Below are 18,608 nucleotides of genomic sequence, written 5' to 3'. Positions count from 1 at the left end.
GAGTTAGACGGTTGTGATTAAAGCCCCTTCATCGTCGCTGCTTGAGGCCCCCAAGCAAGACTTCAAGCAAGACATTCGGGCCTATTTTGACCGCATAGCCCCCGAGCTAGACCGCTGGAGTCGGCGTAACCGCTACTTCTACGGCGATCTGGCTCGGCTCCATCGGTTTATCATTCCTCCCGGCAGTCGGGTGCTAGAGGTGGGCTGTGGCACGGGCGATCTACTCCACGCTACGGCCCCAGCGGTGGGCGTCGGGATTGATTTTGCCCCGGCAGTGGTGGCGATCGCCCGCCAAAAGCACCCTGACCTCGTCTTTTACAATCTCGACGCCGAAACCCTAGAACCTCAGCAACTGGAACCCAGCCACCGTCAGTTTGACTACATCGTGCTGTCGGGGGTGATGGGTTGTTTAGGTGACATTCAGGCTGTGCTCCAGCGGTTGCAGCCCTTTTGCCAGCCCCATACTCGGCTGATTTTGAGCTTCCACAACTTTTTGTGGGAGCCGCTGCTGAGCTTGGCCGAAGCCATGGGCCAGCGTCGCCCCCAGCCCACCCAAAACTGGCTGGGCATTGACGATGTCGCCAACCTGCTCACCGTGACCGGCTACCGACCTCTCAAACGCGGTCGCCGGTTTCTCTTGCCTAAGCAGGTGCCACTGCTGTCGAGGGTCGTAAACCGCTGGGTGGCGCCCCTGCCCTTGGTCAAGCACCTGTGTCTGACAAACTTTGTGGTGGCGCGACCAGAGCCTGTCCCGGTTGTAGAGTCTAGGCCGCCCACCTGCTCGGTGATCATCCCTGCCCGCAACGAGGCGGGGAATATTGCCGCTGCGATCGATCGCCTGCCGCCCCTGGGGGCGCATACCGAAGTCATTTTTGTCGAAGGCCATTCTCAAGACAGCACCTGGGAAACCATCCAGAGCGTAGTGCAGCAATACCAGGGGCCATTCACCCTTAAGGCCTGCCAACAGACGGGGCGCGGTAAGGCCGACGCGGTGCGGCTGGGGTTTGCCCAGGCTACGGGCGACATTTTGATCATTCTCGATGCCGACCTGACGGTACCGCCCGAAGACTTGCCTCACTTTGTTGAGGTGCTAGCCGCTGGCCATGGCGAGTTTGCCAATGGCTCTCGGCTAGTCTACCCTCGCTCTAAAACGGCGATGCCCTGGCTCAATACCCTGGCCAACAAAATCTTTGCCCTGATGTTTTCGTTCTTGCTAGAGCAGCCGCTAAAAGACACCCTCTGCGGCACCAAGGTGCTGTGGCGCAGTGACTACGATCGCATTGCCGCTGGGCGCACCTACTTCGGCGACTTTGACCCCTTTGGCGACTTCGATCTACTGTTTGGGGCCGCCAAGCTCAATTTGCACATCGTCGAGGTGCCCATTCGCTACCAACCCCGTACCTACGGCAGCTCAAATATTGCCCACTTCAAAGAGGGGCTAGTGCTGCTGAGAATGTGCCTCTACGCCTCTCGCAAACTCAAGTTTTGGTAGAAATAGGTGCAAGTGAACCACCCCTACCCCTCATCAGAGGGGTAGGGAGCTTGCTTTCTCAAGAAATTTTCTTGTCCCGAACTCATACTAGATCCTCCTTGGCTACCCCCGATTCAGCAGGGCAAACAACTATTTGCCCCTACGGTTCGACCTTTTGGGAATCGGGGGTATGGAATTCGAATTCGGTATAAGCTTCTGATTTGGCATGTTCTAAAGGCGAGACCGATGGCAACTGCTAGACCTCTGAAATTCCTAGGCAGCATGGTGGTGGGTGGCCTGGGGCTGGCTCTGCTGCCCGTCGGCCAGGCGATCGCCCTCTGCCCCGCCCAACTCGCCCCCAAAATCGATGCTGCCCTCAGTCAGCCTCCCCTAGACGAGGCCTACACTGGCATAGTGCTGCAAACCCAGGGGCCAGCCCCACGCACCCTGTACAACCGTAACGGCGATCGCCTGTTTACCCCGGCCTCTAACGTCAAGCTGTTGACCACTGCCGCCGCTCTGCACCGTCTCGGCAGCGACTACCGCTTACGCACCTCCGTCTATGGCGCTTCTGAGGACGTCACAACTCTGCGAGTGGTGGGTCGGGGCGACCCCACGGTGACCGATGCCGAGTTAGACGCCCTCGCTGAGCAGATTGCCCAGGCTGGGGTACAGCGGGTGGGCCTACTGGTGGTAGATGACTCCTACTTTCCGGGGTTTGCCACCAACCCCACCTGGGAGTGGGGCGATGCCCAGTTTGCCTTTACCTCTCCCATCAACAGCCTGATTTTGAACCGCAATGCGATCGCGGTGCAGATCGCCCCCACCCAGTTGGGTAGCCCACTGAGTGTGGTGCCCGCCAGAGCCATGCCCGCTGGCCCCCTGGCGATCGTCAATGACTCGCTGACTGTCGCCAGCGGATCGCCCACCATCCCATTATCGATTTGGCGCAGCGGCGACTCTCCTGCCCTGCGGGTAACTGGGCAAATGGCCCTTGGGTCAAATCCGCGCACTCTCGATCTGGCTGTTCTAAACCCAGCCCAACAGTTTGCTGCGGCGTTGCAGCAGGCGCTTAGGCAGCGATCGATCTCGGTAGGGCAGACGGTGATTACCCAAACCCCCACCTCAGCACCGGGGTTAGAGCTCGCTTCAGTTCTCTCACCGCCCCTGGGGGAGTTACTAGTTGCGGCCAATCGCGATAGCGATAATCTCTATGCCGAGGTGCTGTTTAAGACCCTAGGAGTCACCGCTGGGGGCACCGTCAGCGAAGCCAGTCAAGCGGGAGGCGCAGCGGTCAAAGCGGCACTGGCAGCGTTAGGGGTCAACAGCGAGCCCCTACGTCTGACTGATGGATCTGGGCTATCGCGCCATAACCTGGTATCACCGATCGCACTGGTAGAGACTTTACAGGCGATGGCCGAACATCCTCAAAGTGCCATCTTTCAGTCTTCGCTGGCGATCGCGGGCCAAAGCGGCACCCTGAGGAATCGATTTAGCGGCACCGCTCTAGCCGGACGGGTACAGGGCAAGACCGGCGCACTGACCGGCAACGTATCCCTCTCTGGCTACCTACAGCCACCCAACCATGCCCCTCTGGTCTTTAGCATCGTGATCAATCACTCCAACCAGCACGCCAGCGTACTAAGGGAAAAAATTGACGCCCTGCTGTTGCTCGTGGCTCAGCTCCAACAGGGCTGCTGAAGAATTGCTGTGATCATAATGCTTCATAACACAAGTTATTTTAATGTTGTGTTACATTGTGCCTGGTTACGCTTTTGTAAAACGTCTGAGGAGTATCTCCGATGAACCCCCAATCCCCCCTAATGACGGAGCGGCGGCAGGTCGACATCCTCCAACTGTTCTTTTTCCTGCTCGGTGCTCCTCATATCTACGGCGCGTTGCGTGCCGCTGAGCGCCGTCGTCAGCAGCGCCCGCCCGTGCTTCAGTATCTGTCTGTAGGGTTACTGGCTATGGCGATCGCCAGCGCCGCCGAAATGTTTTTGAGTTACTAGCTATGCTGCTGAAGTTCGCTGTAGGCGGCATAGACCCCCTGCACGGTGTACCAGTTGAGAAACACCCTCGCTAGCTCCTGGGCTAGGGCCGGGTTGCCCCGGTCAATGAGCCAGCGCAACAGGGGAGCCATGGTTTTTTCGTTGAGGCGTCCTCCGACGGTGAGCAGGCCCCAGAGCACCTGGTGCAGCCAGGTCATCTGCACCATCATGCGCACTTCGCGGGTAGGATGTTTCTGATAAAAGACGGCCCCCATGCGCCCCCGCTGAAGTTCTTGCTCGATCATCTTCGGAATTTGATCGAGGGAAAAGGGCGGGTGGTAGTGGTAGCCCAAGGCCTCGGGCACTTTGACCATAGAGATGCCCAAGTTTTTGAGCCGCACGCCCAGCTCCAAATCTTCCCAGCCGTACTGGCTAAAGTCAGGGTCAAACAGCCCAGCGGTGAGCAGCCAGTGGCGGGCGATCGCCACGTTGGCCGTGTCAAAAAACGCATTAGAAAAGTCGGTCACCTTGGCTGGCTCAGTGGTCGGCTGATCAAAATTGTCGGTGTTGACCAATCGACCTGCGGTAAACACGCGATCGTCACCGAGGCGCTGGTAGGCGTCGATCAGAGCCTGGGCATGGGCCTGGATGGAACCCGGCGGCATGATCACATCGCTGTCGACAAAGGCGATGGTGTCGCCCTGGGCTACCTGCACCCCGTAGGTACGGGCGGCACCGGCACCGCCGTGATCGCGCTCTACCAGCCGCACGTGGGGAAACTCAACCCTGCTCTGCCGCAGCCAGTCCTGAGTGCCGTCGGTAGAGCCATCGTCAACTACCACCAGCTCATAACCGGTCACCAGGGCTGGGTCAACAACCTGCTGCTCTAGCGCCCGCAGACACTTTTCGAGAATGGGCCGACGGTTGTAGGTGGGGGTGACAACGCTAATAAACACGGTAGAACTCCTAGGGGCTTCAATATCCTAGCGCCTTACCAGCGATCGCTTGCCCACCTCTGGGCCATAGGAGCTACCGCCTAGACAAAGATCTGTGGCATAACTCAAGAGGCTATACTAGTATAAACGCACTTAAGTTCAAGTGTATTGTTGCTACTCTACCCTAGGATGCTACAGCGGTGAACAGGAGCGGCTCTCGATCGGCAAAATTGCCTGGCAGTCTTGGATGTCTGGGGTTGGTGGCTGCTTTGGGGGCGATTGCCCTCGGGGGCTGCTCGCAATCGGTCTCGGCCCCTGGCTCCCGCAACGTGACCCTGCACCAGAAGTGGGCGCTGCAGCCGGGCGATCGCCTAGCTGGCTACCAGGTGCTGAGCGGCCTTGGCGACATTACCGTAGATATCCAGGGCAACCGCATCTTCATGCCCTTTGACGGCCAGGTACAGCCAGCGGAGGGCAACGTTGACCTCTGCGTTATTTTGTCGAGCCCTGACGTGCCGGCTTACCTGTTTCGCCTCTGCGGGCTGCGCCAGGTGAAGATGGGAGACCTGGCCCAGGGCGACTCCATTGGCAGCGGCAACACCGTCGCCTTTGCCACTCTCAGACGTCAGGCCGACGGCACCTGGGCTATGGTCGAACCCGCTAAAGAAATGCTGGCTCAGTTTTTAGACCGCCCCTAGAGGGCCGTCAGCCCATCCTCAAAGGGGTGACGACCCACAGTTAAACCCCTTAACAAACCCCTAGAGAGTTTCATCGCTCTGCCATCAAAACAGTAGATCTGGAGCCAGGTGGGCCAGGTCGACAGCAAAAATCTGGCTGGTGGTGTGATCTCCCACTGCCCACAGGTACTGGCTCTGCGATCGCGACACTATTGCCTGGGGCCGAGGCAGACCGGCCATGCGGTTGAGCACACGACCCTCGTCGTTAACGAGCGAAAATTCTCCTTGCTGACTCAGTAGCCCATAGCCCACAGCTGTTTCAAACAGCCAGCGAGGGGCAATATCCACCCGGTGCCGCAGCATTCTAAAGGGTCGCAGGTCAAAGACAATTAGAGCGTTAGGGCAGTTTTCTTCTAGGGCTAGATAGCGGTAGGGGTGGCTGGTGGTGACCAGATGGCAGAGGGGAATGGCCGTTGCAAAAAAACCTAGGTAGTTGCCCCGGCGGGTAACGCCGTGGAACAGGGTGCGGCTGCCCCGGCGCACCACCAGCACACTGTGGCCATTGTCTACCGCTAGCAGAGTCAGGGGGCGATCGCCCGGCTGCATGGGGACGGTTGCCGTCGCCGGAGCCGAAATTTTGACCCCCTGCCCCGGCGGCATGGTGAGCTGACGCACCAAAATATCGACGCTGTCTGCTCGGGCAACGGTGGTGGCAAACCAGCGGCCATTGGGGGCGATCGCTACCCCCTCCACCTCAGTGCCCTGGGCGATACAGCCCAGGCCATGGGTCATCGACAGCAGGTGCACCGACTCTGAGGTCACCAGTATGCCGCCTTGGGGGGTGGGCACAAACCGCTGAATTGGTGAAGGTAAAGCAAACCCTTGGGTGTCTTGGGGAGCGGCCATGCCTCCCTTAGGCCAGTGGTAAAACCAGACTCGTTCCTGACTGCAAGTGAGAAGCAGGTGTCCCTGGGGCAGCGGCACTAGCCCCATTACGGTAGTGGGGTGGGGTAGCGGCACCGAGGGCAACGTTGGGGCTGGGTCGATCTCCGGCAGCGCCTCAGGCGCGACGGGCAGGGTGAGGGTGCCCAGGGTTTCGTAAGTTTGGCGGATAGCCAGCAGGTCGGTGCGCATCTCGCTGGCGGTGGTGTAGCGCTTGGGCAACAGCTTTTGCAGCGCTCGGCGAATGACGTAGCTAAAGGGCTCTGACACCTGGGTTGGAATGACCGGTGAACGGTTGAGGTGGGCCACCATCAGCTCCATAGGGGTGCCCGAGAATGGTCGCTGCCCCAGTAGCAGCTCGTACAAAATAATGCCCACCGCGTAGAGATCAGAGGCGGGAGGGTGCTGGTTATAAAACCGCTCAGGGGCCATGTAGGCCGGGGATCCGGTGTGGCCCATGTCAGATTCGGCAGCCTCTTGGCTGAGTCGGGCAATGCCTAAATCGGAAACGCGAGCGACCCAGCCGCCGGGCACCAGCTCCATGAGAATGTTTTCGGGCTTGATGTCGCAGTGCACAATGCCCTGGCGGTGGGCGCAATCTAGCGCCGCGAGAATGTCTAGCCCAAAGCCCAGGACCTCCTGCACCGTGAGGGCGGTGTCGCTCTCCATCAGCGATCGCAGGGTGCCCCCCTCGCAATAGTCGAGCACCAGCTGTCGCCCACTAGTGGAATGCTCTAGGGCATGGCAGGTGACAATGCTGGGGTGCTCAAGGCTGATTAAAAACCGCAGCTCCCGCAAAAACTTGTGGGTGGGGAAGCGATCTTTGTGCAGGTCTTTGATCGCCACCAGATCGCCGGTTTTGCGGTGGATGGCGCAATAGACCCGACCAAACTGCCCATACCCCACCAGGCCTAGGGTGTAGTATTGCGATCGCCGAATCTGCCGGGTGAGGGCCACCACTGATTTACCCCTGCTGCACGAGGGTTTGCATAATCGCCTGGTGGGCCTGGCCGTTGGCGACCATATCCTCTACCGGCTGGAGACGACTGGCCAAGCCCAAAATAAAGCGGTTGCAGTCATCTCCCTTAGCAGTGCAGCTGGTCTGCACACAGCGCAGCTCACGCCCGGTTAGCTGGGTAAAGAAAATTTCGATAATGCCGCGCTCTAAATCGCCCGCTGGCTTTTGGCCCTGGGGGGCAGCAGCGGTGAAGGGTGAATGCCAGATCTCAACGCCCAAAAAGCCGCGATCGCGGTAGGCGATATCGAGATGAATTTGGCCCCAGCCGTGGGTTTTCCAGCACTGTTGCAGCGACTGCAAAAACTCAGCCATCGACAGGTTGACTAGGGGCTGCTTGTAGTAGTCGGCCAGCTCTTCGCAAAAGCGGGCGTAAAAATTCTTGCCCCACCAGCGGCCACAGTTGTAAAGCACCAGGTGGGAGGCCTGCCCCGTCTCCTTGTCGAGCCCCGAGTAGATCGCCTGAAGCAGCGGTTCGGGGATGGCCAGCAGGCGATCGCCACGGCGGTTTTCGAGCAGACCCAGCTCGGTCGAGCCGCGCACGTAGAGGTCTTGGGCAAAGTAGTTGCCGGGTAGCCGGCCATCGGTTAGCAAATCGGCAACAGAAACCATGATTAATGTCCCTCACAGGGTAGCAATGATGGGGGTTAGCAATAAATTCAGAGTGAGGCTCCGTTCAGGGAGCGGGGCGAGCGTCAACTACAGCAGCCCGGCGAGGGTCGCGTTGACGGTCTCGCGAGTGTTGAGCATCAGGCCTTTGGCCCGCTCTAGGCTGGGCTTGAGCAGATTGAGCTGAGCCGGCGAAAACACCTTGCTCAACTGCTGGTTTAAAAGCTGAAAAAGCTGCTCGTCAACGGTCTGGGTTTCGTAGGCTTTGACCATCTCGGGTAGCCAGCCCTGAAGCCGGTCTTCGACAAAACCCTCGTCGTCGAGCAGCATGGCCATGGCCACGTAGCGCAACACCATCAGCCCGTTGCGCACACTGCGTTCAACCAGGGCTTCGGGATGCCCTCCCTGCTGCTGTAGCGCATCAGCAATGGGCTGCATGATGGCGATTTCTTGGTCACGCAGGGTGCGGTAGACCGCCATGCGCTCAGGAATCGAGCTCACGTACTGACTCAGAGTGCCTAGATCGTGGGCGTCAAGGTAGTGCTTATCGGGCTCATTAAACAGAGCATCGAGCTTAAAGGTCATGGCAAAATCCTCCAGAGTTGGGGACGGTTGATGGAGTGGCGGGGGATGAACTACGCTTAGCCAAATAGATCGGAGAATCCGTCTAAGGTGAGATCGAGGTCGGCCTTAGGCGCAGCGACCGGGCCGACCTCCAGGGGCGAGATAGGCACCCCGATGGTCGGTTGGCCATCCCAGGCGATGCTGTTAAAGAAGGCGCTGACGGTCATTGTCATGGCCGACTCTGACCGAGTTGGAACTCCCAGCCCCAAATCTGCTATTGCCGGACGACCATCCCAAGCCACCGATTCAAAGAAGGTTTGCACCGTTTCACGCCGCCAGGGCGACGCTGCCGCATCTAGAGAAGAGCTACTCATTGGCCACCTTCCCCAGACCGCAGCCGCTTCTCAATGTCTCGGGCGTTGGCTCCTTCATTCATCCAGAAGGCGGCGGCGTCAATGCGCTCGCGGCCTCCCAGCAAAAACTTGCAGTAGGTCTCGCCCATGGAGTAGCACTGAATCTCGATGCAGCTCAGCTGCTTGCGCACCATCTCGGTGAAAAACCCGGCAAATAGACCGGCGTAGAGGTGGCACACTGGCTTGCCGACGTCGCCTAGGGTGCGGGCTACCGCCGAGTCAAACAGGTTGATGAACATAAAGCCCTGCTTGCGATCGCTCATGTCTACTTCCCAGCGGCCCCAGCCCTGAGAAATGTAGGGCCACCACCAGGTCTCTAGCAAAAACATCAGGTTGGCGCGGCGAGGGCTCATGGCAAATTCGCGCTCAAACCAGGTCTCAAAAAGCAGCGAGTCGTACTTGCCCCATTCCAGACCAACGGTATACATGATGGCGGCGGAGGCATCGCCGACTTCCTCCTGTAAGCCCTCTAGCAGACCAATGATAAAGTCTTCACTGGTGAGCACATTGCGGGTGTCATTCCAGTCGGTGATGGTGCCGTATTCGCCATTAAATTGAAAGAAGTCTCGCAGGGCATAGTGATTATGCTTGCGGGGAAACTTTTGGTGTAGACGGTGGGCAGTCTCTGTGGTCATAGCCATGATTGAACAAGCCTTGTAAGACTGTTTTCAGTGATAGCTGTAATGTGCCCAAGCTCAAGGGAAATTAACATCTTGCCCTGGCTGAGACACCCACCGCCGCGCTAGCCAAACTGGCTGAGACGCTTAATTCGCCAGCTTTTGAACCACTTTTCTAGTGAGCCAGATATACAAAACGTAGTAATCAACGCCTGGCACCTATTGGCCAAGGGTGACTCGACTGAGCTCAAGGATAGGCAAAAAGAGTCGGAGCTCGTCGGCGTTGAGATACTGGAGCATGACCTCTTGCATGGCCGCGTAGGTGAGTCGGCAGCTTTCCTGGGCACCAAAAGCTCGCATGATGGTCTGAAACCACGTCAGCATGGCGTTTTTGAAGCGATCGGGATCATCTAGCAAGAGCGCCATGGCGCTGTATCGCAAAATCTTGACTGTGTCTCGCTGCCACTTGGCCGAGAGGTCTTGGTCACCGACGAGAAATATATCGGGCCTTTGGGCTTTGAGGTGCGCCATTACTTGGGCAATGATGGCTGGCTCAGCCTTCTGAATCTTTTGGTAAGCTCGCAGCCGAAGATTGGCAGAGGTCAGATACCGCTGAAAAAACATCAGCTCTTGATCAGAAGCATAGCGACCATCGGTAGCCTGCACGAGGGATTCGACGCTGGTGAGCATAGGTGAAGCTTTCCTGAGGTAATGGCAAGAGGCCCTGATGTTCCTAATCTTCCCATTTGTTGCGAAATATAAACAAAATAGTGGCTGTAGAATTAACCATTGCGCTTGTTCTGGTACGGTTCAGGATTGTGGATCCGCTAGGTTGGGATGAAACAAAACTTAAACCCGCCGTTGCCGCGAGACTTGGTAACTCGTAGTAATCTGGTGGACATGGAATAAACCCCTAGCCAGACCTGTTCCAGGGTTGTTTTGCAACGCTCTGGGTGGTATCTGGCCCTGGCAAACTGCCGTTAATAATTGATTTTCAAGAGGGCATTGTTCATGGTTCAACGTGGTTCTAAGGTTCGCATTTTGCGTAAAGAGTCGTACTGGTACCGGGAAGTCGGCACCGTTGCCACCATTGACCAAAGCGGCATCAAATACCCTGCGGTAGTGCGCTTTGAGAAGGTAAACTACTCGGGTATTAACACCAATAACTTTGCGCTCTCTGAGCTGCAAGAGGTTGAGGCTCCTAAGGCGGCTAAGAAGGCTTAGCGGCGGTTAAAACTGAGCCCATCCTGCGATAGATAATAAAGAGGCCTGTGCTACGGCACAGGCCTCTTTAAGTGCATATTTTGCGTGTGCCGTAGCGGGGCCGAGGGCCGAGGAATCACTGTGCCAGAACTACCTGAAGTAGAAACCGTGCGGCGAGGGCTGGCGAAGGTGACTCCGGGCCATCGCATTGAGGGTGGTGAGGTACTGCTAGACAGGGCGATCGCCCATCCTGCCGCCGAGGCGTTTCTGTCTGCGATCGCTGGTGCTGAGCTATCAACCTGGCACCGCCGGGGTAAATACCTGCTGGGCCAGCTGACCCAGCTCGACGGTATTGCCGGTGGCTACCTGGGGGTACACCTGCGCATGACTGGCCAGCTGCTGTGGCTCGATCCCCAAACCCCTGTGCAGACCCACTGCCGTGTGCGGCTCTGGCTAAGTGACAACCGCGAGCTGCGCTACGTCGATCAGCGCACCTTTGGTCGGCTGTGGTGGGTGCCCCCCGGGGTTGAGCCTGAGGCGGTGATGACTGGCCTACTGGCTCTGGGGCCAGAGCCCTTTGACGATGAATTTTCGGTGGTCTATCTGCGCCAGCGCCTGGCCCGCAGCCGTCGCCCAATTAAAAATGCCCTGCTGGATCAGCGACTGGTGGCGGGCATCGGCAATATCTACGCCGATGAGGCACTGTTTAAGAGTGGGGTGAGACCGCTGACTCCGTGCGATCGCATTGGCCCCAAACGCCTGGGGCAGCTCCACAGCGCCATTCGCGAGGTGCTCACCACCAGCATTGAGTCGGGGGGCACCACCTTTAGCGACTACCGCGATATCTACGGCATCAACGGCAACTACGGCGGGGTGGCCTGGGTCTACGATCGCGAGGGGTTGCCCTGCCGGGTGTGCGGCACGGCCATTCAGCGGTTAAAGCTGGCCGGGCGATCGGCCCACTACTGCCCCCAGTGCCAGCGCTAGGGCTACCGACCGCCAGAAAAATTCGTGTAAAGTAAGGCTGACGTGGTTATCCGATAGAGCAGATAGACCTATGGCAGCAACTCTAAAGCGAGGCGATATGGTGCGGGCCATACGCGAAAAGCTCGAAAATAGTCTTGAGGCTACCGCCAGCGACCCTCGGTTTCCGCCCTACCTGTTTGAAACTGAGGGCGAGATTCTTGAAACTAAAGATGACTACGCCCTGGTCAAGTTTGGCCAGGTGCCTACGTCTAACATCTGGCTACGTCTGGAGCAGCTCGAAAAGTTCTAGCCCTCAGGCGATCGCTGGCCAATGGTCTTCCCAACCTGGGCAGTCCTCCAGGGTTTCCATCTCAGGCTACCGCAAGGCCTCGGCCATCGTTTTGGCCACAGTGCTGCTTTTCCAGTAGCTGCTGTGGGCATCGCCCCCCCAGAGCAGCGGCAGCCGCCCCACCGTTATCGGTAGACCGCGAGACTCGGTGACGATGTCCCTAAGGTGCAGGTAGAGCTGAGCGTTGCCCAGCAGCCTGGGCATCATGCCCTGGAGGGGGTAGGCAATGGGGTCGCCGGGGTGCATATAGTTAAGCCAGGACAGGGCTTTTTTGCCTCGCTGATGGTATAGGTTTTGCAGCAGCGATCGCAGATCTTTGGTCAGGTCGTGGGTGCTGTCACCAGTGGCCGACAGCAGGCTAAACAGGGCAATGGGTGACCCCAGGGTGTGCACACTGGCCACGGTCATCCCTTTCCCTGGTTCTTGACCCAAGCCAAAGAAACCGTTGCGAATCTGGGTAATGAGCTGACGGGTTTGGCGAGTGCTGGCATCGCGATCTAAACTGGGGTCGTCCCATCGGGCGGCAAAGAGCAGGTCAAAGAGAATGACGGTGCCCAGGCTATGGGTGACCATGTGCAAGCGATCGCCCGGTTGTGAACCCTGGAGGACTGGCAACAGCTGCTGATAGGACCGCTCTACCACCTGGGCACCCACGTGGCGGCTGAGGTACAGAGCCGCATCGCCAGCAAACTCCAGCACCTCTCTGATGCGAAAGTCTGTCATCCACAGATTGCGCCACTGGGGCGATGCCTCTAGACCCTGTTTGAGAGTGGCCTGGGGCTGCACATTGAGGTCGCCCCAAAACACCGTAACCGGCTTTAGGGTGCGGCCGTTGGTACCCAAAGAGCGCTGCACCGTCTGAAGCAGCTCCTGGGTGGTGCGGCTAAATGCCTCGGGGCTGCGATGTTTAACACCGTGAACAAAGAGAACGTAGTCGGTGGCCATAGGGGATGATTGCCAAGAGCGACAGGGGAGAGTCTGATAGATAGTTACAGCGACATGCAGCACTATTCCAGATAAAGCAAAGAGCTACGGTTTTCTCGCTCTTGGATTGGTCTAGGCAGCCGTGTAGACTCGATTATGTAGGTAGTGAACAAAATTGGGAGCCATGGTTAGTCGATCGACTCTGTACCGATTGGTGGTCACCCTGCTGATGGTGATTGCCCTGTGTTTTAGCTGGGTGAGCCCGGCCCAGGCCACCAGCTACGATCGCCAAAACCTGAGAAAAACTGACTGGTCTAACCAAGACCTGCGCGGCAACGACTATACCCGCGCCGACATGGCCGATGCTGACATGAGCCATACCGATCTGCGGGGCGTGCGCCTGTTTGACACCACCCTGGCCCGCGCCAACATGGAAGGGGCTGACATGACCGGGGCTACCCTCGATGGGGCACGATTCTTTCAGGCCAACCTGACCAATGCCATTCTCACAGGGGCCTACGCTTTTGGCACTGACTTTCGCGAGGTCACCATCGACGGGGCCGATTTTACCGACGTGCTGCTCGATCCTAAGGTGAATAAGATGCTCTGCGATGTGGCCCAGGGCACCAATCCGGTAACCGGGCGCAACACCCGCGATACCCTTTATTGTCCCTAGAGGTTAAGCGGTTTTGGCGGGCCAGCTAGCGATCAGGGTGGCGGCAATGATCAATGTTCCGCCTGCTAAGGTTCTGAGGGCAGGGGTTTCCCCTAGCAGGAGAGCGGCAAAAACGATGCCGTAGACCGGCTCTAGGCTACTGATTACGCTGGCGGCTTGGGTTCGCAGTAGGGCAAGGCTCTCGATAAATAGCGTGTGGGCTACGGCGGTGCAGAGTACCCCCAGCATTAGCAACAGGGCTCCTTCTCTGAGGCTGAGTGTGAGGGTGCTTAGGGGAGCAATTGCCAGCAAACTAAGGCAGGCAAAGCTGTTTTGGTAAAGGGCGATCGCTAGAGCTGAATATCGCCGCCGGTAGCCCTTATTTAGCAGCTGTAACACCGCAAACGACAGCCCTGACAGCAGCCCCCATACCGCCCCCAGGGTGTAGGTTGACCCCCAGCGGTACTCAGGAATCACTAGGGCCACGCCGAGAACTACCACCAGGGCGATCGCCCCATCGCGCCAGTACCAGGGCGTCTTGAACAGGAGTGGCTCTAAGAGAGTCACAAACACAGGAAAGCTCGAAAACGTCAGCAGCCCGATGGCCACCGTGGAGAGCTGAATGCTCTGAAAAAAACTTACCCAGTGGAACGCCAGCAGCCCTCCCAGCAGCGCCAGCCCCAGCAGATCCCAGGCAGTGTGTGGACGGATCGTCTGTCGAGCCGCCGCCAGTACCAGCCCGAGGGTGATCGCCGCCAAGCCCGTGCGCCCCAGCACAATTACCGTGGCGGGTAGATCAAGAAACTTGCCAAATAGCCCCGACAAACCAAAGAGAAACACCGACACATGAACCTGGATCAGGGCGAGGTTGGGTCTGGGCATAGCGACGGGTAAAGGGCTCGGCAGCCTAGATCAGGGTGTCTCAAACAAGAGTAAGGCTAGCCCCCAATCAGCCTTAGTTATTTCATATATTTTGCCTATATTGTTAGCCCTAAGGTGAGCGATTAACCAGGAAAAATCTATGCGTGAGAACTTTACCGATGAGGAATGGCTGACGCTGCTCCAGGCACCCATGCAGGCCATTATGGGGGTGTGCTTGGCCGATCGAGTTGACCCAGTTTCATTTTTGCAGGAGCTCAAGGCTGGGATTGCTATTGTGGGGGAAGATCTTCGCCGCCAAGATTTAGTCGGTGGCTTAGTTCCGGTGGTGATTGGCAGCATGGCCGACCTTGATGCCGCCGACCCCCTCGATGGCGATCAGCTGCTGCTCAAGAAGCAGTTTGAGCTGCTAGGGCTCATTCAAACCTTCAAAAGCTCTAAGGAGGGCCGGGATGCCGCCGTTGCCCACCTGCAAAAGGTAGCGGCCATCTTAGACGCCAAGGTGACCGGCGCACAGGCGACTGAGCTTAAAGAATGGCTGTTGTCTGTGGCCGTCAAGGTGGCAGAGGCCCAGCGGGAGGGTGGCATTTTGGGCTTTGGCAGCAGCCGCATCAGCGACAAAGAAAACGAATTGCTCAAGAAAATGGCAGAGGCCCTGGCCATTGATTATTAGACCTCGTCTAGGGCCAGAGGCGGATGTTTGCTTGCGGAAAAACTATAGATGCCAAACTAGATCTGGCATGTGACCGTAGCAAATGCTACTTTTATGGCCGATAATTTCAGGAATACAGGGGCTGCTGGCCCGCTGTGACTACTCTTTTTGATGACCGCTACGCTCAACTAACCCCCATCATTTACCTGTGTGAGGAGAAACGCCCATGTTTATCGGATTTTTAATTAGCGTCGTTATCTTGGCTATTAGCCTGCTGATTATTTCTAAAATTCCCCCCATCGGGGTCGAGATCGACAGCCCCATCAAGGCGCTGCTGGCGGGAGCTATCATTGGAGCCTTTAATGGTTTCTGGAGCTTCTTCCCCAGCGCCCTACGCACTGGGTTCGCCATCATTAGCCTGGGTCTAATTCCGCTGATCGGGGCGATTATTGTATTTGGTCTGGCGGCCTGGTTGATTGAGGGCTTCCGTCTGCGCTACGGCATCTGGAGTGCCATCCTGGGCGCGATCGCCCTGGCCATCATCAGCTCCATTCTCAACTTCATTCTCAGCTCCGTTGGGCTGGTCGGCTAGGCCAAGCTGCCATCCACGCCAAAAGCCCTGGGTCAAGCTGGCCCAGGGCTTTTTAGCTAGCCTTGTGTAGGCTGCGATCGCCTACTCTGCTAGAGATCTCGGGCGATCGCCCCGCCCCGCCGCCCACCAGGCAAAGAGGCCCCCTGTGGCAAACATCAGCAAGCTGTAGATCGCTGCTGGAATGGCTAGATTGGGCTGATTGAGCAGGGTGGGGGCGCTGGCAATGGCGATCGCCAGCGTGCCATTTTGAATGCCTACCTCAACGGTGATAGCCGTGGCATCAGACGGCAGCAGTCTGGCCAAGCGGGCGCTTAGATAACCCATTGCCATCGCCGCCAAGTTCAAGGCTAGGGTGACCAGACCCACCTGGGCCAAAAACCCCGTCACATTCTGCCGCTGCTGCACCAACAGCCCTGCAATGATCAACCCCAGCAGCGCCAGCGATAGCCACTTCACGCCCCGCTCAACCCGAGCGGCTACCTGGGGCAGATAGTGGTGCAGCGCCATGCCTATCGCCACCGGAATCAGGGTAATCACCGCAATTTGCAGCACCGTAGCGCCAAAAGGCAGCTGTAGCGAAGTTGCCTCTCCCATAAAAGCCCCCGTTGCCAGATTGACCACCAGAGGGATCGTAAACACTGTAACCAGGCTGCCAATGGCGGTGAGCGTGATCGATAGCGCCACATTGCCCCGCGCCAGGTAGGTGACTAAGTTAGAGGTTGGCCCACCGGGGCAGGCGGCTAAGATCATCACCCCTACCGCCAGCTTTGGGCTGAGGGGAAATGCCGACGCCAGCACAAATCCTAAAATCGGCAGCAGCACGAGCTGAGCCCCCAACCCCACCAACACGGCCTTGGGATATACCAGTACCCGCGTAAAATCGTCTAGCTTGAGCCCCAGCCCCATGCCCAGCATCACGGCAAACAGGGCCACGGGCAAAAATACCGCTGTCAAAATGCTTGATTCCATCACGCCACCCTCAATTAGATGAGGGTAGTTTAACCACAGGAGCGGTTGCTTTTTTCAATTATCTACCAGCCCCCGGTCTCAGTTAGGTAGGTAAACACGCTGGTCATAAACCCCAGGGCGGCAAACACCAAGCCAGCACCAATCAGATTGGTTTTCAGCGTCGTCAGCCGGTAAGCTGGCCGCAGCCAAAACCGCAAAGCTCGACTGACCCGGGGCATGATTATCCAGGTCAAAATTGATGAGGTAATTAAATTGTTGATCACGAGGGCCGTCGCCATCGGCCAGGTCTGCATAATGCCCAACGACTCAAACACCATGCTCTGAACCATGATGGTGGGATAGAGGCCCGTTACCACCGCCAGCACTTGTTTCCAGGGGGGTGGCCCTAGACTGCTGCTCTCAGCTCCACCGGTATGAGTCGAAAACCAGCCCTCTAGCCCGGTGCTAAAAGACTTATAGCGATAGGCCAGAAAGGTATCGTGCCCCTGCTCAAGGATCTCGGCGCGATCGCTCGACTTTAGCCACCGGTTCAACTCTTTCGGCGTTCCAAAATGCACGATGGAGTACCACTTCACTACCCCGTCGTCGCAGGCTAAGGGCGGGCACAGATCTGCACGAGTAAAGCCTTCGAAGGTGCGGGCCTTACTTACCAGACTGTCGTACCAATGCCGAAACAGCGCCTCTGCCTGCTGACCCTCAGGCACAATAAATTCCACTATGAATGTCGAGTAAAAATGGTCGGCTTGAGACGGCTCTGGGTTTTGCTGGTCATGCTGAGCGTGTTCTGGAGAAGAGGCCATAGTGACTTAGTAGTGAAAGAAAAACGCCCGAGCAGCAAAAAAGTCTCCCAGCAGCAATACCCGGAGTAGGTTTTGCTTAATAGTTCTTAGCTCTGCCAAAATCTGATTGCCCTGGGCGCTGGTCGTAGGCGTAGAGGGGCTAACAATCTCCTTCGCCGCCGTAGTCTCGGTGGTTGTAATGGGTGCGGCGGGTTTCAGGTCAGCCATAGGATCCTAAACCTTCCTAATAAAAATCTGTTCTGTCCCAGGAAAATCCCTGCGCTAACGGTACCCCTCCCTGCCGTCAGCCTCAAGGGCTAGCATCATCGCTCTCTGACCTCGCCCCAGACCGAGAATCCTTAAGATTCTGTAGCGAACTAGCAGTAACTTCTTTAGAGTACGTAACATTTACTTGAATATACATTTCTCTCACCTTGGCACCCGAGACCTTACACGAGCAGACAGAAGACATCCGCAGCCTGCTTAAAAAGGCCGCTCTCATCGCTGTTGCCCTCGTCGCTACGGTGGTGCTGAGCGTAGTGGCCGTACGGTATTCCCAGGCGTCAGATCCCTACATTCACCAAGTGCTCTCTCTAGAGGGCAATGGCGAGCGGGGAGAAGCCATCTTTAAGATGAACTGTGCCGTATGCCACGGCCTTGAGGCCACAGGTGAAGTGGGGCCAAAGCTGGTCGGTGTGTCTGACCGCAAAACCAAGGTGGGCTTGATCCGGCAGGTGATCAGCGGAAAAACACCCCCTATGCCTCAGTTTCAGCCTGGCCCTGAGGATATGGCCGATCTGCTGGTCTACTTAGAAAAACTGTAGCGATCGCCCCTCCTCAAAGAAGGCTTCTACAGGGCTGCGATCGCCGAATGCCTTGACTTAGCTAGGTTGGACACGGCCCAATGGGCTTAACGTAGCGACCAGCTAGATCAGCGCCCTCAGCCTAAAGGGCAGAAAGCTGAGTAGCGTCTCCACTCCAAGGGATGCTCTCTCAGAATTGAGCAGCGCCCCCGTCAGGGGCGATCAATCCCTGAACTATCCTGCAGAAGGCTGGTTGGGGCCTTGCTATCTATCCAAGCCTCATTCTCTAGATTAAAAATGTAACGGAAGGTTTGTTTACAAAACTCCATAACCACGCTAATCTTAGGTTGCAGGGGTTACAAATCTAAACGGTTTAACACCTGTACCTTGAAACGATAAATACCAAGGACTAATACATTATGACCACTACTCTACAGCGGCGCGAAAGCGCTTCCCTGTGGGAGCAGTTTTGCCAGTGGGTCACTAGCACCGAGAATCGCCTGTATGTGGGCTGGTTCGGCGTGTTGATGATCCCCACCCTGCTCGCTGCTACCGCTTGCTTCGTCGTAGCGTTCATCGCTGCACCTCCCGTCGACATCGACG

At 57.4% G+C, this 18,608-nt stretch carries 23 protein-coding genes and 1 pseudogene; 12 read left to right on the top strand and 12 right to left on the bottom strand.

Translation table 11 applies throughout. The features are described 5' to 3' along the window. The first annotated feature begins 16 nt into the window (after positions 1-16). The 3 genes from AC0QKW_RS00895 (at position 17) to AC0QKW_RS00885 (ending at position 3,483) form a co-directional block, all read left to right on the top strand. Positions 17-1,492 carry a glycosyltransferase gene (locus AC0QKW_RS00895; protein ID WP_473149218.1) on the top strand — a complete coding sequence of 492 codons (1,476 nt, stop codon included), beginning with the start codon at positions 17-19 and terminating at the stop codon, positions 1,490-1,492. A gap of 225 nt (positions 1,493-1,717) precedes the next feature. Then, positions 1,718-3,172, top strand: a complete 1,455-nt coding sequence (gene dacB / locus AC0QKW_RS00890) for a D-alanyl-D-alanine carboxypeptidase/D-alanyl-D-alanine endopeptidase (RefSeq protein WP_473149180.1) — start codon at positions 1,718-1,720, stop codon at positions 3,170-3,172. Positions 3,173-3,273: 101 nt separating this feature from the next. Next, positions 3,274-3,483 carry a hypothetical protein gene (locus AC0QKW_RS00885; RefSeq protein WP_473149179.1) on the top strand — a complete coding sequence of 70 codons (210 nt, stop codon included), beginning with the start codon at positions 3,274-3,276 and terminating at the stop codon, positions 3,481-3,483. On the opposite strand, the gene AC0QKW_RS00880 is transcribed toward AC0QKW_RS00885, so the two are convergent. After that, positions 3,480-4,418 (bottom strand): glycosyltransferase family 2 protein, encoded by a 939-nt coding sequence (locus AC0QKW_RS00880; protein ID WP_473149178.1) that lies wholly within the window; start codon positions 4,416-4,418, stop codon positions 3,480-3,482. The two genes, AC0QKW_RS00885 and AC0QKW_RS00880, sit on opposite strands and share 4 nt — an antisense overlap. 239 nt (positions 4,419-4,657) lie before the next feature. Here AC0QKW_RS00880 and AC0QKW_RS00875 point away from each other — a divergent pair, with 239 nt between their 5' ends. Then, on the top strand, positions 4,658-5,095 hold the full coding sequence (locus AC0QKW_RS00875) for a hypothetical protein (RefSeq protein ID WP_473149217.1): 438 nt from the start codon (positions 4,658-4,660) through the stop codon (positions 5,093-5,095). An 84-nt stretch (positions 5,096-5,179) separates the two neighbouring features. Here the strand turns inward: AC0QKW_RS00875 and AC0QKW_RS00870 are convergent, their stop codons facing one another. The 6 genes from AC0QKW_RS00870 to AC0QKW_RS00845 form a co-directional block, all read right to left on the bottom strand. Further along, positions 5,180-6,976: a serine/threonine-protein kinase gene (locus AC0QKW_RS00870; protein WP_473149177.1), complete on the bottom strand. Its 1,797-nt coding sequence runs from the start codon at positions 6,974-6,976 to the stop codon at positions 5,180-5,182. A 4-nt stretch (positions 6,977-6,980) separates the two neighbouring features. Next, positions 6,981-7,643 carry a V4R domain-containing protein gene (locus AC0QKW_RS00865; RefSeq protein WP_473149176.1) on the bottom strand — a complete coding sequence of 221 codons (663 nt, stop codon included), beginning with the start codon at positions 7,641-7,643 and terminating at the stop codon, positions 6,981-6,983. Positions 7,644-7,730: 87 nt separating this feature from the next. After that, positions 7,731-8,225, bottom strand: a complete 495-nt coding sequence (locus tag AC0QKW_RS00860; protein ID WP_473149175.1) for a globin family protein — start codon at positions 8,223-8,225, stop codon at positions 7,731-7,733. A gap of 56 nt (positions 8,226-8,281) precedes the next feature. Further along, positions 8,282-8,578: a hypothetical protein gene (locus AC0QKW_RS00855; RefSeq protein WP_473149174.1), complete on the bottom strand. Its 297-nt coding sequence runs from the start codon at positions 8,576-8,578 to the stop codon at positions 8,282-8,284. After that, complete coding sequence (locus AC0QKW_RS00850) at positions 8,575-9,252, bottom strand: V4R domain-containing protein (protein WP_473149216.1); 678 nt, start codon at positions 9,250-9,252, stop codon at positions 8,575-8,577. Before AC0QKW_RS00850 ends, AC0QKW_RS00855 begins: the two co-directional genes overlap by 4 nt. Positions 9,253-9,453: 201 nt before the next feature. After that, complete coding sequence (locus AC0QKW_RS00845; RefSeq protein ID WP_473149173.1) at positions 9,454-9,924, bottom strand: globin family protein; 471 nt, start codon at positions 9,922-9,924, stop codon at positions 9,454-9,456. A gap of 321 nt (positions 9,925-10,245) precedes the next feature. On the opposite strand from AC0QKW_RS00845, the gene AC0QKW_RS00840 reads away from it, so the two are divergent. The 3 genes from AC0QKW_RS00840 to ndhO all read left to right on the top strand — a co-directional run bounded on the left by AC0QKW_RS00840 (position 10,246) and on the right by ndhO (position 11,713). After that, positions 10,246-10,458, top strand: coding sequence for a photosystem I reaction center subunit IV (locus AC0QKW_RS00840; RefSeq protein ID WP_473149172.1), 213 nt, complete (start codon positions 10,246-10,248; stop codon positions 10,456-10,458). A 120-nt stretch (positions 10,459-10,578) separates the two neighbouring features. Beyond that, entirely contained in the window at positions 10,579-11,424 is an 846-nt protein-coding gene (locus AC0QKW_RS00835) for a DNA-formamidopyrimidine glycosylase (RefSeq protein WP_473149171.1), read from the top strand. 70 nt (positions 11,425-11,494) lie between these two features. After that, positions 11,495-11,713 carry an NAD(P)H-quinone oxidoreductase subunit O gene (gene ndhO / locus AC0QKW_RS00830; RefSeq protein WP_473149170.1) on the top strand — a complete coding sequence of 73 codons (219 nt, stop codon included), beginning with the start codon at positions 11,495-11,497 and terminating at the stop codon, positions 11,711-11,713. 66 nt (positions 11,714-11,779) lie between these two features. On the opposite strand, the gene AC0QKW_RS00825 is transcribed toward ndhO, so the two are convergent. Beyond that, on the bottom strand, positions 11,780-12,697 hold the full coding sequence (locus tag AC0QKW_RS00825) for a hypothetical protein (RefSeq protein WP_473149169.1): 918 nt from the start codon (positions 12,695-12,697) through the stop codon (positions 11,780-11,782). A 163-nt stretch (positions 12,698-12,860) separates the two neighbouring features. Here AC0QKW_RS00825 and AC0QKW_RS00820 point away from each other — a divergent pair, with 163 nt between their 5' ends. Continuing rightward, positions 12,861-13,352 carry a pentapeptide repeat-containing protein gene (locus AC0QKW_RS00820; protein WP_473149168.1) on the top strand — a complete coding sequence of 164 codons (492 nt, stop codon included), beginning with the start codon at positions 12,861-12,863 and terminating at the stop codon, positions 13,350-13,352. A 3-nt stretch (positions 13,353-13,355) separates the two neighbouring features. Here the strand turns inward: AC0QKW_RS00820 and AC0QKW_RS00815 are convergent, their stop codons facing one another. Then, positions 13,356-14,213, bottom strand: coding sequence for a DMT family transporter (locus AC0QKW_RS00815; protein ID WP_473149167.1), 858 nt, complete (start codon positions 14,211-14,213; stop codon positions 13,356-13,358). A 139-nt stretch (positions 14,214-14,352) separates the two neighbouring features. Here AC0QKW_RS00815 and AC0QKW_RS00810 point away from each other — a divergent pair, with 139 nt between their 5' ends. Further along, on the top strand, positions 14,353-14,883 hold the full coding sequence (locus AC0QKW_RS00810; RefSeq protein WP_473149166.1) for a hypothetical protein: 531 nt from the start codon (positions 14,353-14,355) through the stop codon (positions 14,881-14,883). 205 nt (positions 14,884-15,088) lie between these two features. Further along, positions 15,089-15,454, top strand: coding sequence for a phage holin family protein (locus AC0QKW_RS00805; protein WP_473149165.1), 366 nt, complete (start codon positions 15,089-15,091; stop codon positions 15,452-15,454). An 81-nt stretch (positions 15,455-15,535) separates the two neighbouring features. On the opposite strand, the gene AC0QKW_RS00800 is transcribed toward AC0QKW_RS00805, so the two are convergent. From AC0QKW_RS00800 to AC0QKW_RS00790, 3 genes are all read right to left on the bottom strand, one after another. Then, positions 15,536-16,423: a bile acid:sodium symporter family protein gene (locus AC0QKW_RS00800; protein ID WP_473149164.1), complete on the bottom strand. Its 888-nt coding sequence runs from the start codon at positions 16,421-16,423 to the stop codon at positions 15,536-15,538. 62 nt (positions 16,424-16,485) lie between these two features. Beyond that, on the bottom strand, positions 16,486-17,223 hold the full coding sequence (locus AC0QKW_RS00795; protein WP_473149163.1) for a hypothetical protein: 738 nt from the start codon (positions 17,221-17,223) through the stop codon (positions 16,486-16,488). A 6-nt stretch (positions 17,224-17,229) separates the two neighbouring features. Then, on the bottom strand, positions 17,230-17,430 hold the full coding sequence (locus AC0QKW_RS00790) for a hypothetical protein (RefSeq protein WP_473149162.1): 201 nt from the start codon (positions 17,428-17,430) through the stop codon (positions 17,230-17,232). A gap of 206 nt (positions 17,431-17,636) precedes the next feature. Between AC0QKW_RS00790 and AC0QKW_RS00785 the strand changes: the two genes are divergently transcribed. After that, on the top strand, positions 17,637-18,026 hold the full coding sequence (locus AC0QKW_RS00785; RefSeq protein ID WP_473149161.1) for a c-type cytochrome: 390 nt from the start codon (positions 17,637-17,639) through the stop codon (positions 18,024-18,026). 398 nt (positions 18,027-18,424) lie between these two features. Further along, positions 18,425-18,608, top strand: a pseudogene (locus AC0QKW_RS00780) (photosystem II q(b) protein); the annotation flags it as partial.

Source organism: Pseudanabaena sp. PCC 9330 (assembly GCF_055795045.1).
The sequence above is the reverse complement of the archived record's forward strand: the minus strand, read 5'-3'. Positions and strand labels throughout refer to the sequence as shown.